This is a genomic window from Psychrobacter sp. W2-37-MNA-CIBAN-0211 (genome assembly GCF_040309405.1).
Taxonomy (GTDB): Bacteria; Pseudomonadota; Gammaproteobacteria; order Pseudomonadales; family Moraxellaceae; genus Psychrobacter; species Psychrobacter glaciei.
The window spans coordinates 1-260 of sequence record NZ_JBEOOU010000331.1 but is presented as its reverse complement, the minus strand read 5'-3'; the positions used below and the strand labels follow the sequence as shown (position 1 = coordinate 260).

At 50.0% G+C, this 260-nt stretch carries 1 protein-coding gene; it reads left to right on the top strand.

Annotation, left to right across the window (positions count from 1 at the left end):
* Window positions 1-196: M55 family metallopeptidase (locus AAEY72_RS15430; protein WP_352311480.1), on the top strand; the 196-nt coding region annotated here is incomplete at its 5' end.
* Between the last annotated feature and the right edge of the window lie 64 nt (window positions 197-260).

The following is a 260-nucleotide window of genomic DNA, read 5'->3' as shown; positions in this document are numbered from 1 at the left end:
GCTCACGCCTCCTGAGCAGCCAGTGCTGAAAATCGAGTTTGCCAATTATGGACAAGCCGAATGGGCGAATTTAATGCCGGGTACGGCCATCATCGAAGGGACAACAACGGTGACGTATCAAGCAGAGAATATATTAGAGGCCTACCAAGCAATGCTTGTCATGACAGAGCTTGCCGCACGTACAACATTTTGTTAAGCGAGGGGGAGACGGCAGATGACCAGCTTTTTGCTCAAGCGTTTGATTGCGATGATTGCCACGA